The organism is Pseudomonas sp. NFACC43 (genome assembly GCF_900119645.1).
GTDB lineage: Bacteria > Pseudomonadota > Gammaproteobacteria > Pseudomonadales > Pseudomonadaceae > Aquipseudomonas.
The window spans coordinates 158204-176959 of the sequence record NZ_FPKK01000009.1 but is presented as its reverse complement, the minus strand read 5'-3'; the positions used below and the strand labels follow the sequence as shown (position 1 = coordinate 176959).

The following is an 18756-nucleotide window of genomic DNA, read 5'->3' as shown; positions in this document are numbered from 1 at the left end:
GCGGTTTTTTTCCACCTGCGGGGGTGCGCCTTGCGCGAAATCGTCCTGATAAACATCACTGGCAGCGACCGTCCGGGTCTGACTGCGGCCATTACCGGCGTCCTGGCCCAGGGTGGTGTGAACATTCTCGACATCGGTCAGGCGGTGATTCACGACACGCTGTCCTTTGGCATCCTGGTTGAAATCCCGGATAGCGAACAAGGCAAGTCGGTACTCAAGGATATCCTCTTCACCGCCTATGAACTTGACCAGCAGGTACGTTTCACGCCGGTATCGGAAGCCGATTACCAGCATTGGGTGGCAGGCCAGGGCAAGAAGCGTCACATCGTTACCCTGCTGACCCGCAAGGTCACCGCCGAGCAATTGCAGCGCGTCAGCTCGATTACCGCAAAATACGGGTTGAATATCGACCATATCGACCGGCTGTCCGGGCGCATGCCGCTCGATACCCCGGCCGACAAGGGCAAGGGGTGCATCGAGTTTTCCGTACGGGGCGAACCGGCCGATCCCCAGGCACTGCGCGCCGAGTTCCTCAGCGTGGCCCAGGAGCTGAACGTCGACATCGCGTTCCAGGAGGACTCGCTGTTCCGTCGTAACCGGCGCCTGGCCGTGTTCGACATGGATTCGACGCTGATCGAAGCCGAAGTCATCGACGAACTGGCCAAAGCCGCTGGCGTGGGCGACAAGGTATCGGCCATCACCGAGCGGGCCATGGCCGGTGAACTGGATTTTCGCGCCAGCTTCAAGGAACGCCTGGCGCTCCTGCAAGGCCTGGATGTCAGCGTACTGGATTCCATAGGCGCTTCCCTGCGCCTGACCGAGGGCGCTGAGACCCTGTTCGCCGAACTCAAGCGCCTGGGCTACAAGACTGCGATCCTGTCTGGCGGCTTTACCTACTTCGCCAGGCAGTTGCAGGCCAAGCTCGGCATCGACTATGTGTTTGCCAACGAACTGGCCGTGGTGGACGGCAAGGTGACCGGGGTGGCCGTCGAGCCGATCGTCGACGCCCAGCGCAAGGCCGACCTGCTGCGTGAGCTGGCTGAGAAGGAAGGCCTGCGCCTGGAGCAGACCATCGCCGTGGGCGACGGCGCCAACGACCTGCCGATGCTGGCCATCGCCGGGTTGGGCGTGGCGTTCCGGGCCAAGCCGTTGGTCAAGCAGTCGGCCAGGCAGGCGATCTCGACCCTGGGGCTGGACGGCGTCTTGTACCTGCTGGGCTTCAGGGATCGCGACGGGCAGCTCTGATTCGAGCCTGGTGCATTCTTTGGAAGCGTTCACCTGTGGCGAGGGGATAGATTCCCTTGCCACAAAGGGTTGTGTGTGGGCTGTTCAAAGCGACTTCCACAATGAATCGAAGTCTGCTTCGGGGGCGTCGCCCTTCTCGGTGGGGCCTGCGTCCTCCTGGTGATAGGCGAACTGATTGAAACTGTGGGTGCTGGTGACCCGACGGTCCAGGCCGGCACGGCGTTCCTGACCGTTGGTGTTGATCAATACGCGCTGGCCTTCCTGGAAGGGCAGGCGCGGGGCGATCATGGTGGGCGGCAAGTCGATGGCGCTGATCTCCGGCAGTAGCAGGCCACGCAGGTAGTGACCTTGCTGGTCCTGTTCACGCACCAGTTGCAGGCCGCAAGGCTGGGCATAAGGGGCGACCAGTTCGATGCCCATTTGCATGGCGCCGTTGCGCACCTGGCGAATCCAGCGCACCACGGCAATGCTCCAGACCTGATCGGTGGCGTCGCGGATGCCGACCACTTCCCCGGCCTGGAGTTGTTCCGGTACTTCCTTAGGCCAGCCCAGGCAATAACCGCCAGGGCTGTGATTGATGATCGGCAGGTCGTAGGTTGGAAAATGCTGCTGGTGGTCCGATCCGCTGCCTTCATCGTCGGTCGGGTTGGCCGGATATTCGATTTCCTCGTAGGGCAGCAGGTCACTGTCGCCAGTGGGCGCTGCGTCGAAGGCCTGGTTCCAGGTGTCGTGGGGCTTGCTCTGTGAAACTTCGAAGCGCGCCTTGCGGGCATTCGGCGTCTTCAGGATTTCGCTGAAGGAGCGTTTGCCGCCAAGGTAGTAATGCAGCGCGCTCATGCCCACGCACAAGGTCAGCGTGCCGTTGCCCTCGGTGCGCTGGAAGCTGCGTTCGACGGCCTCGCCCCAGGCCGCCTGCAGGTGCTGCAGGGTGTCGGTGCTCATGCCACCGGGCACCGGCAGGGTGTGGTCGGTCGGCTGCTGCAGATGCACGGCGATGGCGCGCACCAGCGGCTGAGGATCGAAACCCAGCAGGCTGGGCTGTTGCTCGGCTCTGAACTTGGAGCGATAGCGCGGCCCCACATCCAGGCCCGGGGCGACGGCGAACAGGCTCGTGGCGGAAGTGGCCGGGTCCAGCTTGATCCATTGGCTCCAGATTTCCAGCGCTTCGGCCAGCCGGGCTATCTGGCCCTGGCGCAGCTGGTTGCTGCGCGAGGCGCCCAGCAGCAGGGCGACCACATAGCTTTGCTCCGGACTCAGTTGCTGGACCTGGCTGGCCAGCTCGTCATTGATGCTCTGATGTTGCAACCGATGCTGGCAGGCGATGCGGTACAGCTGGTGCAAATCGAGCCATAACCCTTCAGGCACTGGGCTGTACAGCTCGGTGGCGCGCATCAGCGGGCCGTCGAGGGCATGCATCGCCCGTTGCAGCGCGGTGCTCAGCAGGCGGGCGCGGTCCTTGGTGAATTTCGGTGAAATGCGCGCCACGATCTGTTTGTAGCCCATCGCCAGCTGGCTTTGCAGGGCCTGGCACAGGTTGACGATCTTGCGTGAGCGGTCGTCCAGCACAATGGCCTGGTGCAGGAAATGCCGCTCCAGATGCTTGCAGACGTAGTACACCTCGGGCCGCAGCAATTCGAGCAGCTGCAGGCGATTGTCGCTGGTGGTGAGCAGCAGGTTGAGTTCGCCGATGGCCTGGTACAGCAGTCGAGCGGTTTCGCCGATGTTGGCCTTGGGCAGGTTGGCGATCCAGCGCTTGAGGTCGCGTGGCGTGGCATCGCAGAACGACAGGCGTGGCTGCGTCGGGGTCGAGACGCGCAGTAACTGGAGAGGGCTGGTCTCATTCATGCCGTGGACGACTCCGGCTGAAAACGAAAAGGATGTCTCCAACAATAGCAGCTGTGGTCGAAAGAAGTTCCGATCGAATTCCAGGTCGCCCGTGGGAGCGAGTGTATCGGCTCCCACGGGGCGACCGATGGTTCAGGTCCTCGGCAAGGCCAGCCCCTGGCCCATCCGTACCGGCGAGCCGGCCACCAGCTCCTCGGCCCACTTCACCTGGCCCGGGCCGAACAGTACGATGGCGGTGGAACCCAGCTTGAAGCGGCCCAGTTCGGCACCTTTTTCCAGATGGATCGGCGCACGGGCGGCTTCGTCGTAGCGGAAGGTCTTGAGCTCGCGCTTGGGTGGCGTGACCAGCCCGGCCCAGACGGTTTCGATGGACGCCACGATCATCGCGCCCACCAGTACCACGGCCATGGGGCCGCGTTCGGTGTCGAAGATGCACGCCACGCGTTCGTTGCGGGCGAACAGCTCGGGAACGTTTTCGGCGGTGGTCTGGTTGACCGAGAAGATCCGTCCCGGAATGTAGACCATCTCCCGCAGCGTACCGGCCAGCGGCATATGCACGCGGTGGTAATCCTTGGGCGACAGGTAGATGGTGGCGAAATCGCCGCCCATGAACGGCGCTGCGTTGGCCGAGTCGCCGCCAAGCAGTTCCAGCACACTGAAACTGTGGCCCTTGGCCTGGAACACCCGGCCGTGCTCGATCGGGCCGAGCTGGCTGACGGCGCCGTCGGCGGGGCTGAGGATCGCGCCTGGGGTTTCGTCCAGTGGGCGCGCGCCTTCCTTCAAGGCGCGGGTGAAGAAGGCGTTGAAGTGCTCATAGGCGGTCAGGTCTTCCACCAGGGCCTGGGACATGTCCACCTGGTAGCGCTTGGCGAACCACGCGGTGAATGCATTCTTGAACCAGCGTACGCGGCATTCGGCAATGCAGCCGGCCAGCCGTGACAGCAGGTGGTGGGGCAACAGGTACTGGGTGAGGATGAACAAGCGGTTTTTCATTAACTGTCCTTTTTGGAACCTTCAAAGCTCGATAGGGGTATCGGGGTGGTTGCCCCATTCGCCCCAGGAACCGGCATAGCCTTTGACCCGTGGGTAACCGAGCGCCTTGGCCACCAGGTAGGTGAAGCCGGAGCGGTGGTGAGTCTGGCAGTGGGTGATGATTTCTTTGTCGGGGGTGATGCCCAGCTGTTCGAGAATCTGCGGCATGTCCCGGCGGATACGCAGGTTGCGGGCTGGGTCCATGCCGGCGGTCCATTCGAAATTGACCGCGCCGGGGATGTGTCCGCCCCTGGCTGCAACGACTTTTTCCCCGGAGTATTCCAGCGGGCCGCGCGCGTCCCAGATCGCCAGGTCGGCGGCACCGAGGCGGCTTTGCAGGTATTCGCGAGTGGCGGTGGGCTCGTCGCGCAGCGTCAGCGGCACCGGGCCACCGGCGCTGGGCGGTACTTCGGTGGACACGGGCAGGCCTTCGTCCAGCCATGACAGCAGGCCGCCGTCGAGGTAGTGGTAGTTCGGGTGGCCGATCACATCCAGCAACCAGATGAAGCGCCCGGCCCAGCCGCCGCCTTCGTCGTCGTAGACCACGTAGACCGCGTCCGGGTTGTGCCCGAGCTCGCCGAACAATGCCTCGAGGTCAGCCTTGGCCGGCAACAGGCCTGGCGCTGGCGGCTGGCCCAGTTGCGTACGCTTGGGGTCGACGAAGCGCGCGCCGGGAACGTGCCCGGTGCTGTAGCGGGCGGCGCTGGTCAGGTCCACCAGAATCAGTTCGCGTGCGTCGAGGCGCGCAAGCAGGTCGCTTGGCTCGATCACCAGCGGCAAGCCAGAGAAGTCAGGCATGTGAGGTCTCCAGGGGCGCAAAGGGAAAGGATTGTATCAAGTTCAACGGCCGCGGTTGGTAAAGGTGTGCAGGGCTCGCTCGATACATTGCGCGGTCTTGCCGAAAGCCTGGACCGTCACGTCCGAGAACGGGCCTCCGCCCTGGTCCACGACCACCAGCATGATCACCTTGCCATTGCAGGTCAGTGAACGCAGCAGCAGGTGCTCGCCCTTGAACAGGCTGCGCAGGACCGGCGGCAGCAGTGCCGAAAACTGAGCGTTGTTGTCGGGGTTCAGGCGAACCTGGGCCTGTTGTGCCAGCAACCGTTGCAAGACCTTGCTCTGGTTGATCGGGAAGCTCATGGCCGCCGCCTCGCTGGGCAGGCCGGCGGTCTGGTGCACGCGCACGTTGGCCTGGCTGCGGTCGGCCATCAGGATCATCACCCGGCGCATGCCGCACGCCGCCAGGGCGTCCCGGGCGGCGGTGGTCAGGTGCATGGCGTTGCTGAAGGGGCTTGGCTCCACCAGCAAGGCGGCGCACTGCTTGCGCCACTGGGTCAGGTCGATGGTGCTGGGTGGCGTTGCGGATGCTCGCCCGGAGGGGATGCGGCGACTGCCCGGGGGCCAGACCAGGGCCACGGCCGGGTGCCAGAGGTCCGGCATGCTGTTCTGGCGAGCGCTGTTGGCGGCTTGTTGGTGAAGTTGCTGCTGGATCTCTTCCACGGGCATCTGCAGGTACAGGCTCGTGAGGTACTGCCAGCGTGCGCTGTGGGGAGCGTCCCAGGCATGGTGCGCTGAAACCGCCAGGCCGTTGGCCAGCAGCACGGTGTTGGCCGGTTGGTTCAGCCAGCGCCGCAGGGTCGGGTCATCGTCCAGGCGGTTCTGTTGGCGCAGCGGATGTTCGCTGTCTCGGGCGATGCGCAGGACTTTCGCCAGTTCGCGACGTTCATTGAGCAACAGTCGGTAACCCTGCGCCACCCAGACCGGCAGGCGCCAGGTCTCCACCAGGGCCAGGCAGATGCTCAGCAGGCCGACGCCGAACAATTCGTGCTCCACCTTGCTGGCCTGCTGGCCTTGATGGAGGACCCGCAGCTCCCATTCCCCCAGCAGGCGCGGATGCGTCAGCGCCATGGGCCAGAGCGGCGAGAGAAACAGCAGGCTGCCCCAGTGAATGTCCTGCCACAGCCGCGCCAGGCGGCTGGCGAAAAAACCATTGGCCTGTTGCGTGGCATGCTGGCTGATCAATTGCAGCTGGCGCAGGGCAACGGGTATCTGTTGCTCCGGCAGCGAGGGCAGGCGTGCCAGCAGTTCCTCGGTGCGCTTGAGGCCGAGACGGTTGATGGCCACTTCGAGATTTTCCGCGGGCTCGGCGAGGTTGCCCCGGGTGTGATGATTGGCTTCCCGGATGACGCTCAGGGCCAGGGCGGGGCTGTCCTGCATCAGCTCGGCGATATCGCGCAACGAGCGATTGCTGTCGGCGATGGCCTTGCAGACCAGGTCGTGACTGGCCTGCGGCACCGGCAGATGGACGCCCTCGAGCAGCTTTACCCAGCCTTCGAGGGTGGTCGGTCGTGGAGTTGGAACCTTCGTTTCGTTAGCCATGGCTGGGGGTGATCATCGCATGCTGCAACGTGGCAAATTGGCTTTTCGCCAGAACTGGCTATAGTCTGGCGCAGTTTTGCCGATAAGGAGAAGAAGAGATTTTCCAGCTTCCGAATATGACCTTGAACCCGACTTAAATAAGTACTTTCTATCTATGGCTAAAATTATCGGCATCATAGTCGTGTTCGCGAGCGTGCTCGGCGGATACGTGCTCTCCCATGGCAAGATCGCCGCCCTGGTCCAGCCCTTCGAGGTGCTGATCATCGGTGGTGCGGCCCTTGGCGCTTTCCTGCAGGCCAACCCTGGCTACATGACCATGCACGTGCTCAAGAAATCCCTGAGCATGTTCGGTTCGCGCTTCAGCCACACGTTCTACCTGGAAGTGCTGGGGCTGATCTACGAGATCCTCAACAAGAGCCGGCGTGAAGGCATGATGGCGATCGAAGGCGACATCGAAGACGCCGCCGCCAGCCCGATCTTCGCCAAGTATCCCGCCGTGCTCAAGGACGCCCGGATGACGGCGTTCATCTGTGACTACCTGCGCATCATGTCGTCCGGCAACATGGCTCCCCATGAGCTGGAAGGCTTGTTCGACATGGAACTGTACAGCCTCAAGGAAGACCTGGAGCACCCGTCCCACGCCGTCAACGGTATCGCCGACGGTATGCCCGGCTTCGGTATCGTCGCCGCGGTGTTGGGTATCGTGGTGACCATGGCTTCCCTGGGCGATGGCGACCAGAAGTCCATCGGCCTGCACGTGGGTGCGGCCCTGGTGGGTACCTTCTTCGGTATTTTGGCCGCGTACGGTTTCTTCGGCCCGCTGGCCCATTCCCTGGCCCATGATGCCAAGGAAGAGCTCAACGTCTACGAAGCCATCAAGGCGTCCCTGGTGGCCTCGGCCTCGGGTATGCCGCCATCGCTGGCGGTCGAGTTCGGTCGCAAGGTTCTCTACCCGGCGCACCGTCCAAGCTTCGCCGAGCTGGAACAAGCGGTTCGCGGTCGCTAGTGCTTTGCTTTGCAAATACGTTCCTTTTTTGGCCAGTGACTGTTGCTGCCAGACAAGGCGCCGCGACGAGTCATAGCCCGCTATGGCGAGGAGCGGCAACGCAGTATGGCAGCAACAGGCACCGTCAGAACGGAACAGTATTTGTGAAGCAGAGCACTTAGGTCATGGAAAATAATCAGCCGATTATCGTAAAGCGCGTCAAGCGCATTGCCGGCGGGCACCATGGCGGTGCTTGGAAAATCGCCTTTGCCGACTTCGCGACGGCGATGATGGCGTTCTTCCTGGTGTTGTGGCTGCTGTCCACCGCGACCCCGGAGCAGAAGATCGCCATCGCCGGTTACTTCAAGGATCCGGTCGGTTTTTCCGAAAGCGGCACGCCCTACATCATCGACCTGGGCGGTTCTCCGGTCCTTGCGCCGGAAAATACCCTCAACCCCGAGGTCAAATCCCAGCCTCAGCCCGACAAGGCAACGGTCGATGCCAATGAGGCCGAAGGCATGGCCGAGCAGGTCGAGCGCGAACGCCTGGAGTTGCTCCTGCAGGAATTGCAGAACAAGGTCGAAGAGAACCCGGAGCTGCAGAAGTTCAAGGACCAGATCCTGTTCGAAATCACCCCGAACGGCTTGCGCATCCAGATCATGGATGCCGAGAACCGGCCGATGTTCGACTCCGGCAGCGCGCGGCTCAAGCCCTATTTCGAAGACATCCTGCTGGCCATGGCCGACACCATCAAGGCGGTGCCGAACAAGATCAGCATCAGCGGTCATACCGATGCCAAGCCCTACATCGGCAAGGGTGACTTCGGTAACTGGGAGCTCTCCGCCAACCGCGCCAACGCGGCACGGCGTGCCCTGGTGGCCGGCAGCTACCCGGACGAGCAGGTGGCGCGGGTGGTCGGTTACGCCTCGTCGGCGCTGTTCGACCGCAAGGACCCGTTCAACCCGGTCAACCGACGCATCGACATCGTCGTGTTGACCAAGAAGGCGCAGAAAGCCATCGAGGGTTCGCAGACCGATGACCCTGCGCCAGATCCAGCTCAGGATCAGGGCACGCCCGCAGAGACACCGGCGACGCCGTCGGGCGCCGCGGCTGACCCGAATGCCTTGCCACCGGATCAGCAGCCGGTGCCCGCCCATGAGTTGCGCGAGCGCTTGAACCTGTTCGACGAGGTCGCGCCCAAGCCTGCCGAAACGCCTGGGCAGTGACCTGAAGATTTGTCGATGGACCCGTGGCGAGGGGATTTATCCCCGCCGGGCTGCGCAGCCGCCCCTGTACCTGGCTTTTATCCAAAAGTACGAAGGGGAGGGGGCGTTTCGTGCCCCGGCGTGGATCAAACCCCTCGCCACAACTGCGTGCGGCTTCCCTTCCTTTCGAGTCAGTAGCTGTTTTCCGGCAGGCTGGCGATGATCGAGCGGTAGCTGTTCATCCGTTGCTGGTGCACACGGCCTTCTTCCAGTGCCTTGAGCAGGGCGCAACCGGGTTCGCGGTCATGCTTGCAGTCGCGGAAGCGGCACGTGCCGATCAGGTCGTTGAACTCGATGAACCCGGCTTCCACATCGGCCCGGCTGACATGACCCAGGCCGAACTCGCGAATGCCCGGGGAGTCGATCAGCTCACCGCCGCCAGGGAAATGGAACAGCCGGGCGGTGGTGGTGGTGTGGGTGCCCTGGCCGGACAGCTCGGACAAAGGCCCGACACGGGTGTCGACCTCCGGAAGCAGGCTGTTGACCAATGACGACTTGCCGACACCCGACTGTCCGACGAACACGCTGATGCGCCCGTCCAGTTGCTGTTGCAATTGCTCCATGCCGTTGCCGTGATGGGCGGAGACTTCCAGTACCGGATAACCCAATTGCCGATAGACCGACAGCAAGGCGTTCAGCGCCGGGGCGTTATGCTCGTCGATCAGGTCGAATTTGTTGAGCAGCAACAGCGGGCGGATACCCGCATGTTCGGCCGCGACCAGGTAACGGTCGATGAGGTTGGCGTGAGGTTCTGGCAGCGGGGCGAACACAATGACGATCATGTCGACGTTCGCCGCCACCGGCTTGAGCTGGCCCCGGCTGTCCGGACGGCACAGCTCGGTGTGACGTGGCAATTGCGCGACAATCACGCCGATACCCTGGTTGCCGGCGCGCCACACCACTCGGTCGCCAGTGACCAGCGCCGGCAGGTTGGCCCGCAGATGGCAGCGGAAGACCTGGCCAGCCAGCTCGCCTTCACAGGCTTCGACCTCGACCTGCACGCCGAAGTGGGCGATCACCAGGCCGGTCTGTTCGGGACCCAGGTCACCACCCTCCAGGGCTTGCACCGCACTGGATTCGCGTTTGGCGGCGCGGGCGGCGCGCTCGCCCTGGATCTTTTCGATACGCCAGTTCTGGCGGCGATTGAGTTGGCGTTTGGCCATGGGTGTTCCGTATGAAGAATGCAGCGATTAGATAAAACGGCGGCGAGTTTAGCACGCCCAGGAGCCGGCCTAGGCTAAACTGCGCAGCTACGCCGAGGAGCCCCCCCCATGCAAAATCCGCAGAACCTGATCTGGATCGACCTGGAAATGACCGGTCTGAACCCCGACACCGACGTCATTATCGAAATGGCCACCATTGTCACCGACAGTGACCTCAACACCCTGGCCGAAGGCCCGGTGATCGCGATCCACCACAGCGATGAAGTCCTCGCCGGCATGGACGAGTGGAACACTCGCCAGCATGGTGGCTCGGGCCTGACTCAACGGGTACGCGACAGCAAGATCAGCATGGCCGAGGCCGAAGCCCAGACCATCGCCTTCCTGGAGCAATGGGTGCCCCGGGGCAAGTCGCCCATCTGCGGCAACAGCATTTGCCAGGATCGACGCTTTCTCTATACCCACATGAAATCCCTGGAAAGCTATTTCCATTACCGCAACCTGGATGTCTCCACCCTCAAGGAACTGGCCGCCCGCTGGGCGCCGCAGGTTCGCGACAGCTTCCAGAAGGGCGGCAGCCACCTGGCGCTGGACGATATCCGCGAATCCATCGCCGAGCTGCAGCACTACCGCAAGCATTTCATCAAGTTCTGATTGAAGCGCGCGGCGCTCTTGTGACGAGGGGATAAATCCCCTCGCCACGGGTTCTGCGCTGGACATGCGCAACCGCCCTCTTTTGGTGCTTGCCTGAAATGGCTAGACTGCGCGCCTTCCCGCAAGGACCGCCAACATGTTGCTGATGCTTTATCTGATCGCCATCACCGCCGAAGCGATGACCGGCGCCTTGTCCGCCGGACGGCGTGGCATGGACTGGTTCGGCGTGGTGCTGATCGCCTGTGTCACCGCGCTGGGGGGCGGCTCGGTGCGCGATGTGCTGCTCGGTCATTATCCCCTCACCTGGGTCAAGCATCCGGAATACCTGGTGCTGACCACTGCGGCGGCGATGCTGACGGTGTTCCTGGCGCGCTGGATGCGTCACCTGCGTTCGATGTTCCTGGTACTCGACGCCGTGGGCCTGGTGGCGTTTACCCTGATCGGTTGCATGACCGCCCTTGAGATGGGCCATGGCATGCTGGTGGCGTCGGTCAGTGGCGTGATCACCGGGGTGTTCGGCGGCATCCTGCGGGATATATTCTGCAACGATATTCCCCTGATCTTCCGCCGTGAGCTCTATGCCAGCGTGTCGTTTGCCGCGGCGTGGTGTTATCTGCTCTGTGTCTATCTGCAGCTGCCAAGCGAACAGGCAATCCTCATCACGTTGTTCGGTGGTTTCCTGCTACGCCTCCTGGCGATCCGCTTTCACTGGGAAATGCCCAAGTTCGTCTATAACGACGAGGTTTGACGCTCGGCGTGCTGGCGCAGCGCCCATTTCACATGCTCGCGCACCAGTTCCGACGGATAGTCGCGTCGCGCGTGCAAGGCCTGCAGTACGGGAATGGTCGAAGGGGCATTGCCAAGGCCCACCGCCAGGTTGCGCAGCCAGCGTTCGTAGCCGGCTCGGCGCAGTGGCGAGCCTTCGGTGCTCCTGAGGAAGGTGTCCTCGTCCCACAGGAACAATTCGGCCAGGCCGGCGTTGTCCAGGTTATGCCTGGGTTTGAAATCGCTTTCCCCGGTGGGCCGGGCGAAGCGGTTCCATGGGCAGACGATCTGGCAATCGTCGCAGCCGAACACTCGATTGCCGATCAAGGGACGCAGTTCTTCGGGGATGGCGTTCTTCAGTTCGATGGTGAGGTAGGAAATGCAACGGCGGGCGTCCAGCAGGTAGGGCCCTGCGAATGCCTTCGTAGGACAGATATCCAGGCAGGCCGTGCATTTGCCGCAGTGCTCCGTGGCGTGGGGCGGGTCCACGGGCAGCGGCAGGTCGACAAACAGCTCGCTCAGGAAGAAATAACTGCCGGCCTTGCGGTTCAGTACCAGGGTGTTCTTGCCGATCCAGCCGAGCCCGGCCTGTTCGGCAATGGCTTTTTCCAGTACCGGGGCGCTGTCGACAAAAGCGCGATAACCGAAGGGGCCGATGACCGCCTGGATTTTTTCGGCTAATTGTTGCACGCGTTTACGGATCAATTTGTGGTAATCGCGGCCCAACGCATAACGCGAGACGTAGGCTTTTTCCGGTTGGGCGAGCCTGTGGGCCATCTCGGTGTCGCCCGGCAGGTAATCCATGCGCAGGGACACCACGCGCAATGTTCCCGGCACCAGCTCCTCGGGGTGGGAACGTTTGCTGCCATGGGCGCCCATATAGTCCATTTCGCCGTGGTAGCCGGCGTCGAGCCAGCGTTGCAAATGCTGCTCATGTTCGGCGAGGTCCAGGCCGCTGATGCCGACTTGCTGGAAGCCCAGCTCGCGGCCCCAGTCCTTGATGGATTGGGCGAGGGCGGGGAGGTCGGTTGGAATGACAGGCATGTGGCAAGAGAAACCGGAGCTGAGATGCGTATAATTCTGCCAGACATCGGAGCCTGAAGACGCATGCCGCACACTAAAGATGATTTTCCCGACGCGCTGTACAGTGCCGCGCAGGTCCGGGCCCTCGACGCACAACTGATCGCGGCGGGGACCACCGGCTTCGAATTGATGCAGCGCGCAGCCCGTGCCACCTGGCGGGCGATCGTCCGGCGCTGGCCACAGGCCGGCGAGCTGACCGTGATGACCGGTCATGGCAATAATGCCGGCGACGGTTTCCTGGTGGCGACCCTGGCCCGCCGTGCCGGCTGGTCGGTGCGGGTACTGACCGTGGGTGAGCCTCGTCGCCTGCAGGGGGACGCCGCCATTGCCCATGCCGAGGCCGTGGCAGTGGGGGTGCCGCTGGAGACGTGGAACGACGAATCCGAATTGCGAGGGGTGCTGCTGGATGCCTTGCTTGGCACGGGCTTGAGCGGTGATGTGCGCGAACCCTATATCCGGGCGATCGACACGATCAATGTCAGCGGGCTGCCGGTCGCCGCGGTGGATATTCCTTCCGGCCTGTGCAGCGACACCGGACGGGTCCTGGGCACGGCGGTCGCGGCCGACCTGACGGTGACCTTCATTGGTCTGAAGCTGGGCCTGTTCACGGGCGACGCGGCGGACCGCGTCGGTGAGCTGGTCTTCGATGACCTGCACGCCGATGCGGATATCGTTGAATCGGCGCCGTCCACTGCACGATTGCTCTTACCAAAAAATCTTCCGCGTCTGACGCCTCGCGCGCCCACTTCCCACAAAGGCTCGTTCGGGCACGTCCTGTTGATCGGCGGCGACCGGGGATTTGGCGGTGCGATCCAGATGAGTGCCGAAAGCGCCCTGCGTTGCGGTGCCGGAATGGTTTCCATGGCGACCCGCAGCGAACACGTATCGGCTGCGCTGACGCGTTTACCTGAGGTCATGGTGCAAGGCACTCATTCGGCGAACCAGCTGATGGGCCTGCTGGAGCGGGCGGACGTGCTGGTGGTGGGCCCCGGGTTGGGCCAGGCCGCCTGGGGGCGCAGTTTGCTGTCGGCGGCGGCCAACGTTTCCGTGCCGCAGGTATGGGACGCCGACGCCCTGAACCTGCTGAGCGCGGGCGCCGTCGGTTTGCCCGAGGGCTGTGTGATCACTCCGCATCCGGGTGAAGCGGCCCGGCTCCTGGATATTTCCACGGCACAGGTGCAGGCCGATCGTCCGGCGGCGGCCCGGGCACTGAGCAGGAAATACGCCGCCACGGTAATCCTCAAGGGCGCTGGCAGCCTGGTTGCCGGCCCGGACGGTCGCCTGGCGGTTTGCGGCCAGGGCCATCCGGCCATGGCCACGGCCGGCCTCGGAGATGTATTGGCCGGGGTGATCGGCGCCTTGCTCGCCCAGGGCATGGATGGCTTCGAGGCCGCCTGCCTGGCTGTCTGGTTGCACGCCAATGCCGGCGCACAGGTCGGGCGCTCGGGCCGGGGGCTGGCGGCGACCGACCTGATTCCGGCCATTCGTCAGTTGCTGGAGGAGCAGTCACCTTGTCTGAAGTAACCCTGTACGTGGCCGACGAGCAGGCCATGACGCAATTCGGTGCTCGCATTGCGCAGGTCACCGCAGGCCACGGCCTGATCTTCCTGGAAGGCGATCTCGGCGCGGGCAAGACCACCTTGTCCCGCGGCATCATTCGCGGCCTGGGGCATGTCGGCGCGGTGAAAAGCCCTACGTTCACCTTGGTGGAGCCCTACGAGATCGGTGATATCCGAGCGTTTCATTTCGATTTGTATCGACTGGTGGATCCGGAAGAGCTGGAGTTTCTCGGTATCCGTGATTATTTCGAAGACGATGCCTTGTGCCTGATCGAATGGCCCTGCAAGGGTGCAGGCTTTTTGCCAAAGCCTGACCTGACCATTACCATTGGCGCGCAGAATGGCGGGCGTTCGCTGAAACTGACGCCGCAAGGCTCGCGCGGCGAGTCGTGGTGTGCCGCATTGGCACTGGAAACTATTTGATGATGGGGTTTGGTATGCGCTTTCGCGCGGTGGCTGCTGTCGTAGGACTGTTGCTTACGGCACTGGCCGTCGATGCTGTGGCTGAGACAAAGGTCAACAGCGTTCGCCTGTGGCGGGCGCCGGACAACACGCGACTGGTGTTCGACCTGACGGGGCCGGTGCAGCACAGCGTGTTCACCCTCACGGCCCCGGACCGCCTGGTGATCGACATCAACGGCGCCTCCCTGGGCGCGCCGCTGAACGTGCCCACCGCCAATACGCCGATTACCGCCATGCGTTCGGCCCAGCGTACGCCGACCGACCTGCGGGTGGTCATCGACCTGAAAAAAACCGTCACCCCGAAAAGCTTCACCCTGGCGCCCAATGCCCAGTACGGCAACCGCCTGGTGGTGGACCTGTTCGACAACCCGGCCGACGCCGCGCCACCGCCGCCGCCTCCTGCCAATGTCGCCACGGTGCCGGCGGTGCCGGTCACGCCGACCGAGCCGGCGATCAAGCTGCCACCGGCCCCGGCCGGCAAGCGCGATATCATTGTGGTCATCGATGCCGGTCATGGCGGGGAAGACCCAGGGGCCTCGGGCTCGCGTGGGCAGCGCGAAAAAGACGTGGTGTTGTCCATCGCCCGGGAGCTGCAGCGCCAGGTCAACGGCATGAAGGGCTTCCGCGCCGAACTGACCCGTACCGGCGACTATTTCATCCCGTTGCGCGGTCGTACCGAAATCGCCCGCAAGAAAGGCGCCGACCTGTTCGTCTCGATCCATGCCGACGCGGCACCTTCGACCGCGGCCTTCGGGGCCTCGGTGTTCGCCCTGTCCGACCGGGGCGCCACCTCCGAGACTGCTCGCTGGCTGGCCGACAGCGAAAACCGTTCCGACCTGATCGGCGGTGCCGGCAACGTCAGCCTTGACGACAAGGACCGCATGCTGGCCGGTGTGTTGCTCGATTTGTCGATGACCGCCTCGCTGACCTCCAGCCTGAATGTCGGCCAGAAGGTCCTGAGCAATATCGGCCGCGTCACGCCCCTGCACAAGCAGCGTGTCGAACAGGCCGGCTTCATGGTGCTCAAGTCGCCGGACATCCCGTCGATCCTGGTGGAAACCGGATTCATCTCCAACGCCAACGAAGCCTCCAAGCTGACGTCTTCCAGCCACCAGCAGGCCCTGGCCCGGTCCATCAGCAGCGGTGTACGCCAGTTCTTCCAGCAGAACCCGCCGCCGGGCACCTACATCGCCTGGCTGCGTGACTCCGGCAAGATCGCCCAAGGCCCGCGGGACCATAGGGTCAGTCCCGGTGAAACCCTGGCAATGATTGCCGTGCGCTACCAGGTGTCGCCCGCCACCTTGCGCAGCGCCAACAATCTCAAGAGCGACGAGCTCAAGATCGGCCAGACCCTGACCATTCCGGGCAATGAAGTGGCGTCCAAGCAATGAGCGATGAAGTGATCGGCAGCAACGCCCGTATCGAGCTGCTCAGTCCCCGGCTGGCGAACCAGATCGCCGCCGGCGAGGTGGTCGAGCGCCCGGCTTCGGTCATCAAGGAACTGCTGGAGAACAGCCTGGACTCCGGTGCCCGGCGCATCGATGTGGACGTCGAGCAGGGTGGCGTCAAGCTGCTGCGGGTGCGTGACGACGGTGGCGGTATTCCCGCCGACGACCTGCCGCTGGCACTGGCGCGCCATGCCACCAGCAAGATCCGCGATCTGGAAGATCTCGAACGGGTCATGAGCCTGGGGTTTCGTGGCGAAGCGCTGGCCTCCATCAGCTCGGTGTCGCGCCTGACGCTGACCTCCCGCACCCGCGACGCCGAACAGGCCTGGCAGGTCGAGACCGAGGGGCGGGACATGGCCTCTCGTGTGCAGCCTGCGGCCCATCCGGTGGGCACGTCGGTGGAAGTGCGTGACCTGTTTTTCAATACGCCGGCACGGCGCAAGTTTCTCAAGGCCGAGAAGACCGAGTTCGATCATCTGCAGGAAGTCATCAAGCGCCTGGCCCTGGCGCGGTTCGACGTGGCGTTCCACTTGCGCCATAACGGCAAGACCATTCTCAGTCTGCACGAGGCCCGTGACGACGCGGCCCGTGCCCGGCGCGTGGCGGCGGTGTGCGGCTCGGGTTTCCTGGAACAGGCCTTGCCCATCGAGGTCGAGCGCAATGGCCTGCACCTGTGGGGCTGGGTCGGGTTGCCAACCTTCTCCCGCAGCCAGGCGGATCTGCAATATTTCTATGTGAACGGCCGGGCGGTACGGGACAAGCTGGTCGCCCACGCGGTGCGCCAGGCCTATCGCGATGTGTTGTTCAACGGTCGGCATCCGACCTTCGTGCTGTTTTTCGAGGTCGACCCTTCAGTGGTGGACGTCAACGTGCACCCCACCAAGCATGAGGTGCGCTTCCGCGACGGGCGCATGGTGCACGATTTCCTCTATGGCACCTTGCACCGCGCCTTGGGCGACGTGCGTCCGGAAGACCAGTTGGCAGCACCGGCCACCGTGGCCGGGATGGTTCGTCCAACCGGACTGGAAGCCGGCGAATTCGGACCCCAGGGCGAAATGCGCCTGGCGGCCAATACCCTGCTGGAGCAGCCCCAGGCGCAACCGAGCTACACCTCGGCGAGTTCCGGCGCAGGTGGCTATCAGTATCAATACACCCCGCGCCCGCAATCGAGCGTGCCGGCGGCCGAGGCCCAGGCGGCCTATCGGGAATTCTTCAAGCCGTTGCCTGAAACCGGCGCAGTGGCGTTGCCCGACGGCCAGGGCGATATCCCGCCGCTGGGCTACGCCCTGGCGCAGCTCAAGGGCATCTATATCCTGGCGGAAAATGCCCAGGGCCTGGTCCTGGTGGATATGCATGCCGCTCATGAGCGAATCATGTACGAGCGGCTGAAAATCGCCATGGCCAGCGAAGGGCTCAGCGGCCAGCCGCTGCTGGTGCCTGAGTCACTGGCTGTCAGCCATCGCGAAGCCGATTGCGCAGAAGAACATGTGGGCTGGTTCCAGCGCCTGGGCTTCGAGCTGCAGCGACTGGGCCCGGAAACCCTGGCGATCCGGCAGATCCCGGCGCTGCTGAAGCAGGCCGAGGCCAATCGGTTGGTCAGCGACGTGCTGGCGGATCTGATGGAGTACGGCACCAGCGACCGGATCCAGGCGCATCTGAACGAGCTGCTGGGCACCATGGCCTGCCATGGCGCGGTCCGCGCCAACCGGCGCCTGGCCTTGCCGGAAATGAACGGCTTGCTGCGGGACATGGAGAACACCGAGCGCAGCGGCCAATGCAACCATGGCCGGCCGACCTGGACCCAACTGGGCCTGGACGACCTGGACAAACTGTTTTTGCGCGGTCGTTGATGAGCCAGTTGCCACCTGCGATTTTCCTGATGGGGCCGACTGCCGCTGGCAAGACCGACCTGGCCATCGAATTGACCAAGGTCCTGCCCTGCGAGTTGATCAGTGTCGATTCGGCCCTGGTCTATCGGGGCATGGACATCGGCACCGCCAAGCCGTCAAAAGAACTGCTGGCCGAATTTCCCCACCGCCTGATCGACATCCTGGACCCGGTCGAGGCTTATTCGGCGGCCGATTTCCGGCGTGATGCGCTCCAGGCCATGGCCGAAATCACTGCACGGGGCAACATCCCGCTGCTGGTGGGCGGCACGATGCTGTATTACAAGGCCCTGGTCGATGGGTTGGCGGACATGCCGGCGGCCGATCCCGAGGTGCGCGCGCAGATCGAAGAAGAAGCCGCGCGCCTTGGCTGGCATGCCCTGCACGAGCAATTGGCGGTCATCGACCCTGAGTCGGCGGCGCGCATCCATCCCAATGACCCACAGCGGCTCAGCCGGGCGCTGGAGGTTTATCGGGTCAGTGGCCAGAGCATGACGGCCCTGCGCCGACAACAATCTGCGCAAAGTACTGAAGCAGCCGCTTCGGGACTGCAACAATTGCCCTATACTGTCGCGAATCTGGCCATCGCTCCGGCGAACCGGCAAGTGCTGCATCGGCGAATTGAACAAAGATTCACATTGATGTTGGAACAGGGATTCATAGACGAGGTCGTAGCCCTGCGTGAGCGAAGTGACCTGCATGCCGGGTTGCCGTCTATACGTGCGGTGGGTTATCGACAGGTCTGGGACTACCTGGACGGCAAGCTGACGTCAGCCGAGATGCGCGAGCGTGGGATTATTGCCACGCGCCAACTGGCGAAACGCCAGTTCACCTGGTTGCGCAGCTGGACTGACCTGCATTGGCTTGACAGCCTCGATTGCGACAATCTGCCACGCGCCTTGAAATACCTTGGGACCGTCTCCATATTGAGCTGAGTCCTTGCAATTGCCGTCTATCCTTGGGGGTGTGACGGCCCAAGCCATCTGAT

At 63.5% G+C, this 18756-nt stretch carries 16 protein-coding genes; 10 read left to right on the top strand and 6 right to left on the bottom strand.

Going from position 1 to position 18756, the window contains the following annotated elements; all coding sequences use genetic code 11:
* Window positions 1–30 precede the first annotated feature (30 nt).
* Window positions 31–1245, top strand: a complete 1215-nt coding sequence (serB, locus tag BT179_RS17270) for a phosphoserine phosphatase SerB (RefSeq protein ID WP_072398518.1) — start codon at window positions 31–33, stop codon at window positions 1243–1245.
* 84 nt (window positions 1246–1329) lie between these two features.
* Here serB and BT179_RS17265 read toward each other — a convergent pair whose 3' ends face one another.
* The 4 genes from BT179_RS17265 to BT179_RS17250 form a co-directional block, all read right to left on the bottom strand.
* Entirely contained in the window at window positions 1330–3090 is a 1761-nt protein-coding gene (locus tag BT179_RS17265; protein ID WP_072432311.1) for a molecular chaperone, read from the bottom strand.
* A 132-nt stretch (window positions 3091–3222) separates the two neighbouring features.
* Complete coding sequence (gene asd, locus BT179_RS17260) at window positions 3223–4083, bottom strand: archaetidylserine decarboxylase (protein ID WP_072398516.1); 861 nt, start codon at window positions 4081–4083, stop codon at window positions 3223–3225.
* A gap of 21 nt (window positions 4084–4104) precedes the next feature.
* Complete coding sequence (locus tag BT179_RS17255; protein WP_072398515.1) at window positions 4105–4920, bottom strand: rhodanese-like domain-containing protein; 816 nt, start codon at window positions 4918–4920, stop codon at window positions 4105–4107.
* A gap of 42 nt (window positions 4921–4962) precedes the next feature.
* Window positions 4963–6501, bottom strand: coding sequence for an HDOD domain-containing protein (locus tag BT179_RS17250; RefSeq protein WP_072432312.1), 1539 nt, complete (start codon window positions 6499–6501; stop codon window positions 4963–4965).
* A 154-nt stretch (window positions 6502–6655) separates the two neighbouring features.
* Here BT179_RS17250 and motA point away from each other — a divergent pair, with 154 nt between their 5' ends.
* The gene (motA, locus tag BT179_RS17245) at window positions 6656–7507 is read left to right on the top strand and encodes a flagellar motor stator protein MotA (RefSeq protein WP_072398513.1); all 852 of its coding nucleotides are present in this window, start codon (window positions 6656–6658) and stop codon (window positions 7505–7507) included.
* Window positions 7508–7671: 164 nt separating this feature from the next.
* Window positions 7672–8712, top strand: coding sequence for a flagellar motor protein MotB (gene motB / locus BT179_RS17240; RefSeq protein WP_072398512.1), 1041 nt, complete (start codon window positions 7672–7674; stop codon window positions 8710–8712).
* Window positions 8713–8882: 170 nt separating this feature from the next.
* Here the strand turns inward: motB and rsgA are convergent, their stop codons facing one another.
* Window positions 8883–9914, bottom strand: coding sequence for a small ribosomal subunit biogenesis GTPase RsgA (gene rsgA / locus BT179_RS17235; protein WP_072398511.1), 1032 nt, complete (start codon window positions 9912–9914; stop codon window positions 8883–8885).
* A gap of 108 nt (window positions 9915–10022) precedes the next feature.
* Between rsgA and orn the strand changes: the two genes are divergently transcribed.
* Both orn and BT179_RS17225 read left to right on the top strand, forming a co-directional pair.
* Complete coding sequence (orn, locus tag BT179_RS17230) at window positions 10023–10565, top strand: oligoribonuclease (RefSeq protein ID WP_072398510.1); 543 nt, start codon at window positions 10023–10025, stop codon at window positions 10563–10565.
* A 136-nt stretch (window positions 10566–10701) separates the two neighbouring features.
* Window positions 10702–11313, top strand: coding sequence for a trimeric intracellular cation channel family protein (locus BT179_RS17225; RefSeq protein ID WP_072398509.1), 612 nt, complete (start codon window positions 10702–10704; stop codon window positions 11311–11313).
* Here the strand turns inward: BT179_RS17225 and queG are convergent.
* On the bottom strand, window positions 11295–12374 hold the full coding sequence (gene queG / locus BT179_RS17220) for a tRNA epoxyqueuosine(34) reductase QueG (RefSeq protein WP_072432313.1): 1080 nt from the start codon (window positions 12372–12374) through the stop codon (window positions 11295–11297). The two genes, BT179_RS17225 and queG, sit on opposite strands and share 19 nt — an antisense overlap.
* Window positions 12375–12437: 63 nt before the next feature.
* Here queG and BT179_RS17215 point away from each other — a divergent pair, with 63 nt between their 5' ends.
* Genes BT179_RS17215 through miaA form a run of 5 tightly spaced genes read left to right on the top strand, consistent with a single transcriptional unit; the run spans window position 12438 to window position 18703 of the window.
* Window positions 12438–13937, top strand: coding sequence for a bifunctional ADP-dependent NAD(P)H-hydrate dehydratase/NAD(P)H-hydrate epimerase (locus BT179_RS17215; RefSeq protein WP_072398507.1), 1500 nt, complete (start codon window positions 12438–12440; stop codon window positions 13935–13937).
* Window positions 13925–14395 carry a tRNA (adenosine(37)-N6)-threonylcarbamoyltransferase complex ATPase subunit type 1 TsaE gene (gene tsaE, locus BT179_RS17210; protein WP_072398506.1) on the top strand — a complete coding sequence of 157 codons (471 nt, stop codon included), beginning with the start codon at window positions 13925–13927 and terminating at the stop codon, window positions 14393–14395. Before BT179_RS17215 ends, tsaE begins: the two co-directional genes overlap by 13 nt.
* Window positions 14395–15825, top strand: a complete 1431-nt coding sequence (locus tag BT179_RS17205; protein WP_072398505.1) for an N-acetylmuramoyl-L-alanine amidase — start codon at window positions 14395–14397, stop codon at window positions 15823–15825. The genes tsaE and BT179_RS17205 overlap by 1 nt, the downstream gene beginning before the upstream one ends.
* Window positions 15822–17732: a DNA mismatch repair endonuclease MutL gene (gene mutL / locus BT179_RS17200; protein ID WP_072432314.1), complete on the top strand. Its 1911-nt coding sequence runs from the start codon at window positions 15822–15824 to the stop codon at window positions 17730–17732. Before BT179_RS17205 ends, mutL begins: the two co-directional genes overlap by 4 nt.
* Window positions 17732–18703, top strand: coding sequence for a tRNA (adenosine(37)-N6)-dimethylallyltransferase MiaA (gene miaA, locus BT179_RS17195; RefSeq protein WP_072398503.1), 972 nt, complete (start codon window positions 17732–17734; stop codon window positions 18701–18703). Before mutL ends, miaA begins: the two co-directional genes overlap by 1 nt.
* Window positions 18704–18756: the final 53 nt, after the last annotated feature.